Raw genomic sequence first — 6,967 nt, 5'->3', positions numbered from 1 at the left:
CGCCGGGGGACAGCGCGCTGTGGCGGATGCGGACGACGGTGCGGGACGCGCCGGGGTCGCTGGCCGCGCTGTGCGCCGCGCTCGCCGAGCTGCGGGTGGACATCCTGAGCCTCCAGACGCATCCGCTGGCCGACGGCACGGTGGACGAGTTCCTGCTCCGCGCCCCGGGCGACCTCAGCGGGACCGAGCTGGCCGCGGTGGTGTCGGCGGCGGGCGGCGTCGACACCTGGACCGAGCGGGCCGACGCCCACGACCTGGTCGACGCGCCGACCCGGGTCCTGGGACTGGCCGCCCGTACGGCCCTGGACGCCGCGGAACTGCCGTTGGCGCTGCGCCAGTTGCTGGGCCGGTGCACGATCCGGTCGCTGCCCGCCACCGGGCGCGCGGAGGCCGGGGTCCCGGCGGAGGGCGCCCTCGACGGCACCGTGCTGCGGCTGCGCGCCCCGGAGGGCGGGGTGATCAGCGTGGAGCGGCCGTATCTGCCGTTCACACCCGCCGAGTTCGCCCGGGCGCGGGCGCTGGTCGAACTGGACGCCCGGCTCGGACCGCGCCTGCCGCGCGGCCGGGACGTGCTGACGCTGCCCGAGGGGCACGACATCACCGTCCGCCGCGCCGACACCCGTGACCTGGTGGCGGCGAAGGCGATGCACGAGCGGTGCTCGGACCGGACCCTCGGGATGCGGTACCACGGCCCGGTCGGGGACACCGACCGCTATCTGAACCATCTGCTCAGCCCGCGCTACGGCCGGACCCTGGCGGTGCAGACCGCTTCGGGTCGGATCGTCGGGCTCGGCCATCTGCTGTGGGACGGGGACGAGACGGAGGTCGCCCTGCTCGTCGAGGACTCCTGGCAGCGCCGGGGCGTCGGCGGCGAGCTGCTCGGGCGGCTGGTGGCGATGGCGGCGGAGACGGGCTGCGCGAGCGTGTACGCCGTCACGCAGGCGTCGAACACGGGCATGGTCGCCGCGATGCGCGGCCTGGGCCTCCCCCTCGACTATCAGATCGAGGAGGGGACCCTGGTCGTCACGGCCCGGCTCGACGCGGAGTCCCGTGCGGCGGCGCGGCTGCCGCACGGCGAGCGCATCGGCGGGGAGTAGCCGGACCGGCCGCGGGGACCAGCCGGCCCGGCCGCGGGGGCGCCGTCATTCGGCCCGCGACAGCGCCTCCCGCAGCGGCACCGCCGCCACCTGCTCCCCCAGCGCCGCGTCCAGGTCGGCCCACAGGTCCTCGACGTCCTCCAGGCCCACCGACAGCCGCAGCAGCCGGTCGCTCACGCCGGCGCCGCGCCGGTCGTCGGCGTCCACGATGCGGTGGCTGATGGACGCCGGGTGCTGGATGAGCGTGTCGACGCTGCCGAGGCTCACGGCCGGGGTGATCAGCCGGACGCGGGAGATGACGTCGTGCGGGTCCCCCTGCACCTCGAAGGCGACCATCGCGCCGCCGATGCGCGGGTAGTGGACGCGGGCCACGCGCGGGTCGGCGGCGAGGCGCCCGGCGAGTTCGGCGGCGTTCGCGGAGGCGGCGCGCACCCGCACCGGCAGGGTGGACAGGCCGCGCAGCAGCAGATAGCCGGCCAGCGGGTGCAGGACGCCGCCGGTGGCGAAGCGGACCTGCCTGAGCCGTCCCGCGAACTCCTCGTCGCAGGCCACCACGCCGGCCAGCACGTCGCCGTGCCCGCCGAGGTACTTGGTGGCGCTGTGCAGCACCAGCCGGGCGCCGTGCTCGGCGGGCCGCTGGAGCACGGGCGTGGCGAAGGTGCTGTCGACGAGGAGCGGCACGGACCCGCAGGCGTGGGCCACGGCCCGCAGGTCGACCTCGGCCAGCGTGGGGTTGGCCGGGGACTCCACGATGACCAGGCCGGTGTCCGGGCGCAGGGCGTCCGCGATGCCCGCCGGGTCGGTCCAGGTGACCTCGGAACCGAGCAGTCCGGCGGTCAGCAGGTGGTCGCTGCACCCGTACAGCGGCCGCACGGCGACGACGTGCCGCAGTCCCATGGAGGCGCGGACCAGCAGGACGGCGCTCAGGGCTGCCATGCCGCTGGCGAAGGCGACGGCGGCCTCGGTGCCCTCCAGCCTGGCCAGCGCGGTCTCAAAGCGGGCGACGGTCGGGTTGCCGAGGCGGCCGTAGACCGGCGGGCCGTCCGGGTCCGCGCCGGTGGCGGCGAAGGCGTCGATGCGGGCGGCCTCGCCGCGGCTGTCGTAGGACGGGTAGGTCGTGGACAGGTCGATGGGCGGGGCGTGCAGTCCCTGGCGGGCGAGGTCGTCGCGGCCGGCGTGCACGGCCTCGGTGGCCAGTGCCCTGCTCCCGGGTGCGGTGGTGCGGACGTCGTCGGGTGGTGACGTGGGCATGCGCGCAGAGTCCATGGGCGGAAGAGTGAACATTGAACGGGCTACCGGGGAAGGTCCCCGTGCTACGTTCGGCGCATGGCCGATTCCGTCGTACTGGATCCGGTGGATCTCCATCTGCTGCGGCTGCTTCAGAACGACGCCCGGACCACCTACCGGGACCTCGCCGCCCAGGTCGGGGTAGCGCCGTCGACCTGCCTGGACCGGGTGACCCGGCTGCGGCGGGCCGGGGTGATTCTCGGGCACCGGCTGGAGCTGGACCCGGCGAAGCTCGGGCGGGGACTCCAGGCGCTGCTGTCGGTGCAGGTCCGCCCGCACCGGCGGGAGCTGGTCGGGCCGTTCGTGGAGCGGATCCGGGCGCTGCCCGAGTCGCGCACCGTCTTCCATCTGACCGGCCCCGACGACTACCTCGTGCATGTCGCGGTCGCGGACATGGCGGACTTGCAGCGGCTGGTCCTGGACGGGTTCACGTCCCGCAAGGAGGTGGCCCGCGTCGAGACGCGGCTGATCTTCCAGCAGTGGGAGTGCGGCCCCCTGCTGCCGCCCGCCGCCCCCGGATCCACGCCCTGAGCGAAATCCGGCCGCCGGCGGTGCCGGACCGGGCGAAGCGGGCTGACGCGGCGCCGGAATCCGTATGAGGATGTCCGCATGTCAGAGACCAAGAGCCCGCTGCCCCGCGAGGTCGCCGACGCCTACGTCGACGAGCTCATCGCCCTCGACCCGGTCACCGGTACGTATCTCGGTGTGGCCGAGAGTTCCAGCCGTCTGCCCGACTTCTCCCCGGCGGGGCAGGAGGCCCTCGCGGAGCTGGCGCGGGCCACGCTCGCCCGGCTGGACGAGGCGGAGCGCCGGCCCGGCGGCGACAGCGACGTGGAGCGGCGTTGCGCCCGGCTGCTGCGGGAACGCCTCACCGCTGAACTCGCCGTGCACGAGGCGGAGGAGGGCCTGCGCTCCGTCGGCAACATGGGCACGGCCGTGCACGCGGTGCGCGAGGCGTTCACCGTGACGCCGACGGGGACGGACGAGGACTGGGCGCGGATCGCCGAGCGGCTGCGCGCGGTGCCGGCCGCGCTGGCCGGTTACCGCGCATCCCTCGCGCTGGGCCTGGAACGCAAGCTGTACGCGGGCCCGCGCCCGACGGCGACCTTCGTCGGGCAGCTCGGCGAGTGGGCGGACACGGGTGAGGGGCGCGGCTGGTTCGAGGACTTCGCCGCCGCCGGCCCCGAGGCGCTGCGCGCGGAGCTGGACGAGGCCGCGCGGGGCGCGACCGCGGCCGTGGTGGAGCTGCGGGACTGGATGCGCGACGTGTACGCGCCGGCGATCGAGGGCGCCCCGGACACGGTGGGCCGCGAGCGCTACGCCCGCTGGTCGCGCTACTACAACGGCACCGACCTCGACCTGGACGAGGCCTACGCGTACGGCTGGGCCGAGTACCACCGGCTGCTCGGCGAGATGAAGCAGGAGGCGGAGAAGATCCTGCCAGGTGCCGAGACGCCGTGGGTGGCGCTGGCGCACCTGGACGAGCACGGCACGCACATCGAGGGCGTCGACGAGGTCCGCGAGTGGCTCCAGGGCCTGATGGACCAGGCGATCGAGGCGCTGGACGGCACCCACTTCGAACTCGCCGAGCGGGTAAGGAAGGTGGAGTCGCGCATCGCCCCGCCCGGCAGCGCGGCGGCCCCCTACTACACGCCCCCGTCGGAGGACTTCTCGCGTCCCGGCCGGACCTGGCTGCCGACGATGGGCCTGACCCGCTTCCCGGTCTACGACCTGGTCTCCACCTGGTACCACGAGGGCGTCCCGGGCCATCACCTCCAGCTCGCGCAGTGGGCGCACGTCGCCGACAACCTCTCCCGCTACCAGGCCTCGGTCGGCATGGTCAGCGCCAACGCCGAGGGCTGGGCGCTGTACGCGGAGCGGCTGATGGACGAGCTGGGCTTCCTCACGGACGCGGAGCAGCGGCTCGGTTATCTGGACGCGCAGATGATGCGGGCGGCCCGGGTCATCGTGGACATCGGCATGCACCTGGAGCTGGAGATCCCGGCGGACTCCCCGTTCCACCCGGGCGAGCGGTGGACGCCGGAGCTGGCGCAGGAGTTCTTCGGCTCGCACAGCAGCCGTCCGGCGGACTTCGTGGAGAGCGAGCTGACCCGGTACCTGACGATCCCGGGCCAGGCGATCGGCTACAAGCTCGGTGAGCGGGCGTGGCTGCTGGGCCGGGAGAACGCCCGCAAGCGGCACGGCGACGCGTTCGACGCGAAGGCGTGGCACATGGCGGCGCTCTCCCAGGGCTCGCTGGGCCTGGACGACCTGGTGGACGAGCTGTCCCGGCTCTGACCGGGGCTCAGCGCCCCCTCGGGCCCCGCCGCACACCGTTGTCGCGGGGCCTACCGGTCCGTGAGCCGCCGCAGTTGTACGACGTTCAGCCAGGTCTCCGGGCCGGGGCGCACCTCGGCGGCGCGCACGGCGTACCGGCCGGGGTCCAGGGTGACGCGGACGTGGTCGGCCCGTTCGCAGGCGGTGCCGGGCCAGGCCGCGTCGAACAGGACGACCGGGCCCGGCACCTGCCAGGTCATCTCGGGCTCCCAGTCGGCCGCGTCGAGGGCGCCGGGCACGCCGGCCAGGACCTCGTCCTCGGAGTCGGCCGCGCACCAGCGCACGAAGGCGCCGTGGCCCGGCAGATAGGCGGTGGAGGCGGGTTCGTCGCCGAACACCAGGGCCGCCGAGTCGCCGACCGGCAGGAGCCCCACCTGCCCGTCGATCTCGCAGGCCCGGTCGTAGTCGGAGGCCGTCTCCTCGCCGTCGGCGCCGGCCCAGAACGGCAGGACCGTCTCCGGCACCGCTATGAGCGGACCGCCGCCCGACTCGACCCACTCCACCGCGCCCGGCTCCGCGTATCGCACCATGCGGCAGAACCTACACGCCCGTCAGCAGCCGCAGTCGGCCGCGTCCACCGGGGCGGTCAGCGCATCGGCGGGGCGGCGCTCGGTGCTCTGCCAGGTCTCGTACGCGAAGCCTTCGCGCACCCAGTACTCGAAGCCGCCGAGCATCTCCTTGACCCGGTACCCGAGTTCGGCGAGGGCGAGGGCGGCGCGGGTGGCGCCGTTGCAGCCGGGGCCCCAGCAGTAGGTGACGACGGGCACGGCGGGGTCGAGGAGTCGCGCGGCCTGTTCGGCGATGAGCGCGGTCGGCAGGTGGACCGCGCCAGGGATGTGGCCCTGGTCCCAGGACTCGGTGGAGCGGGAGTCCACGACGACGAACCCCGGATCGCCGCCGGCCGCCAGCGCGGCGGCGACGTCGGAGACGTCCGCGTGGAGGGCGAGGCTCGCCCGGAAGTACGCGGCGGCGGCGTCGGGGGCAGCGGGCGCGACGCGCAGCACGGCGTTGGTGGTGATCATGGTCCGGCCTCTCCTCGGTGGATCTCCTGACCGGAAACCTACGGGCGCCGCGCACCCTCCCAGAAGGGACGATCCCCGGCTCTTCCCTTGATCCACCGGGGATTCCCCTGCTATCCATCCGGGATGACCACGTATTCACCGGACACCACGGACTGGCTCATCCTGGACGCCCTCCAGCGGGACGGGCGGGCCAGTTTCGCCGAGCTGGCGCGGGCCGTCTCCATGTCGGCGAGCGCGGTGACCGAGCGGGTGCGCCGCATGGAGGAGGCCGGGATCATCCAGGGGTACGCGGCCGTCGTCGACCCGGAACGGCTGGGGATGCCCGTCCTGGCGTTCGTGCGCCTCAGGTACCCGACCGGCAACTACAAGCCGTTCCACGACCTGGTGGCCGTCACGCCCGAGATCCTGGAGGCGCACCACGTCACGGGCGACGACTGCTTCGTCATCAAGGTCGCGGCCCGGTCGATGCGGCACCTGGAGGAGGTGTCGGGGCGGATCGGGACGCTGGGCTCGGTGACGACGAGCGTCGTCTACTCCTCGCCGCTGCCCCGCCGCCCCGTGGGCCGCTGACGCCGGTTCAGCCCGCGCCCCGCTGCCGCAGCACGGAGCCCGACCTGCCCTTGACGACCTCCAGTTGGGCGTGGATCCGGCGCCGCAGGTCGGCGACGTGGCTGACGATGCCGACGCTGCGGTCCCGTTCCCGCAGCGAGTCGAGCACGTCGAGGACCTCGTCCAGGGTCTGGTCGTCGAGGCTGCCGAAGCCCTCGTCGATGAAGAGGGTGTCCAGGCGGACCCCGCCGGCCTCGTCGGTGACGACGTCGGCGAGGCCGAGCGCGAGGGCGAGGGAGGCGAAGAAGGTCTCGCCGCCGGACAGCGTCGCCGTGTCCCGCTCCCGGCCGGTCCAGGCGTCGACGACGTGCAGTCCGAGGCCGCTGCGTCCGCGGCCGGTGCGGTCGTCGGAGTGCACGAGGGTGTAGCGGCCCGAGGACATCCGCTGGAGCCGGGCGGTAGCGGCGGCGGCGACCTGTTCGAGGCGGGCCGCCAGCACGTACGACTCCAGGCGCATCCGGCGTTCGTTGTCCGCCGAGGTGCCCGCGGCGAGGGACGCGAGGCGGGCGACGCGGTCGTACTCCTCGCGCAGCGGGGCGAGGCGGCGTACGGCGGTGGCGGCCTGGGCGGAGAGCCGGGCGAGGTCGGCGCAGCGCCGGGCGGCTGCGTCGTGCG

General features: G+C 74.6%; 8 protein-coding genes. 4 read left to right on the top strand and 4 right to left on the bottom strand.

Annotation, left to right across the window (positions count from 1 at the left end):
• Window positions 1–1,097: GNAT family N-acetyltransferase (locus GTW67_RS17360; protein ID WP_161165731.1), on the top strand; the 1,097-nt coding region annotated here is incomplete at its 5' end.
• Between the two features lie 45 nt (window positions 1,098–1,142).
• On the opposite strand, the gene GTW67_RS17355 is transcribed toward GTW67_RS17360, so the two are convergent.
• Entirely contained in the window at window positions 1,143–2,363 is a 1,221-nt protein-coding gene (locus GTW67_RS17355) for a trans-sulfuration enzyme family protein (protein WP_161165730.1), read from the bottom strand.
• A gap of 60 nt (window positions 2,364–2,423) precedes the next feature.
• Between GTW67_RS17355 and GTW67_RS17350 the strand changes: the two genes are divergently transcribed.
• Window positions 2,424–2,915: an Lrp/AsnC family transcriptional regulator gene (locus tag GTW67_RS17350; RefSeq protein WP_161165729.1), complete on the top strand. Its 492-nt coding sequence runs from the start codon at window positions 2,424–2,426 to the stop codon at window positions 2,913–2,915.
• Between the two features lie 78 nt (window positions 2,916–2,993).
• A complete protein-coding gene (locus GTW67_RS17345; RefSeq protein WP_161165728.1) occupies window positions 2,994–4,682 on the top strand; it encodes a DUF885 domain-containing protein in 1,689 nt (562 codons plus the stop codon).
• Between the two features lie 50 nt (window positions 4,683–4,732).
• On the opposite strand, the gene GTW67_RS17340 is transcribed toward GTW67_RS17345, so the two are convergent.
• On the bottom strand, window positions 4,733–5,251 hold the full coding sequence (locus GTW67_RS17340) for an immunity 21 family protein (protein ID WP_161165727.1): 519 nt from the start codon (window positions 5,249–5,251) through the stop codon (window positions 4,733–4,735).
• Between the two features lie 21 nt (window positions 5,252–5,272).
• On the bottom strand, window positions 5,273–5,743 hold the full coding sequence (locus GTW67_RS17335; protein ID WP_161165726.1) for a rhodanese-like domain-containing protein: 471 nt from the start codon (window positions 5,741–5,743) through the stop codon (window positions 5,273–5,275).
• A gap of 123 nt (window positions 5,744–5,866) precedes the next feature.
• Here GTW67_RS17335 and GTW67_RS17330 point away from each other — a divergent pair, with 123 nt between their 5' ends.
• A complete protein-coding gene (locus GTW67_RS17330; RefSeq protein ID WP_161165725.1) occupies window positions 5,867–6,313 on the top strand; it encodes an Lrp/AsnC family transcriptional regulator in 447 nt (148 codons plus the stop codon).
• 7 nt (window positions 6,314–6,320) lie between these two features.
• Here GTW67_RS17330 and GTW67_RS17325 read toward each other — a convergent pair.
• Window positions 6,321–6,967 (bottom strand): SbcC/MukB-like Walker B domain-containing protein (locus GTW67_RS17325; protein WP_272920504.1); only part of this gene is annotated, 647 nt, incomplete at its 5' end.

The organism is Streptomyces sp. SID5910, from assembly GCF_009862125.1.
GTDB lineage: Bacteria > Actinomycetota > Actinomycetes > Streptomycetales > Streptomycetaceae > Streptomyces.
This window is presented reverse-complemented; position numbering and strand designations above follow the sequence as displayed.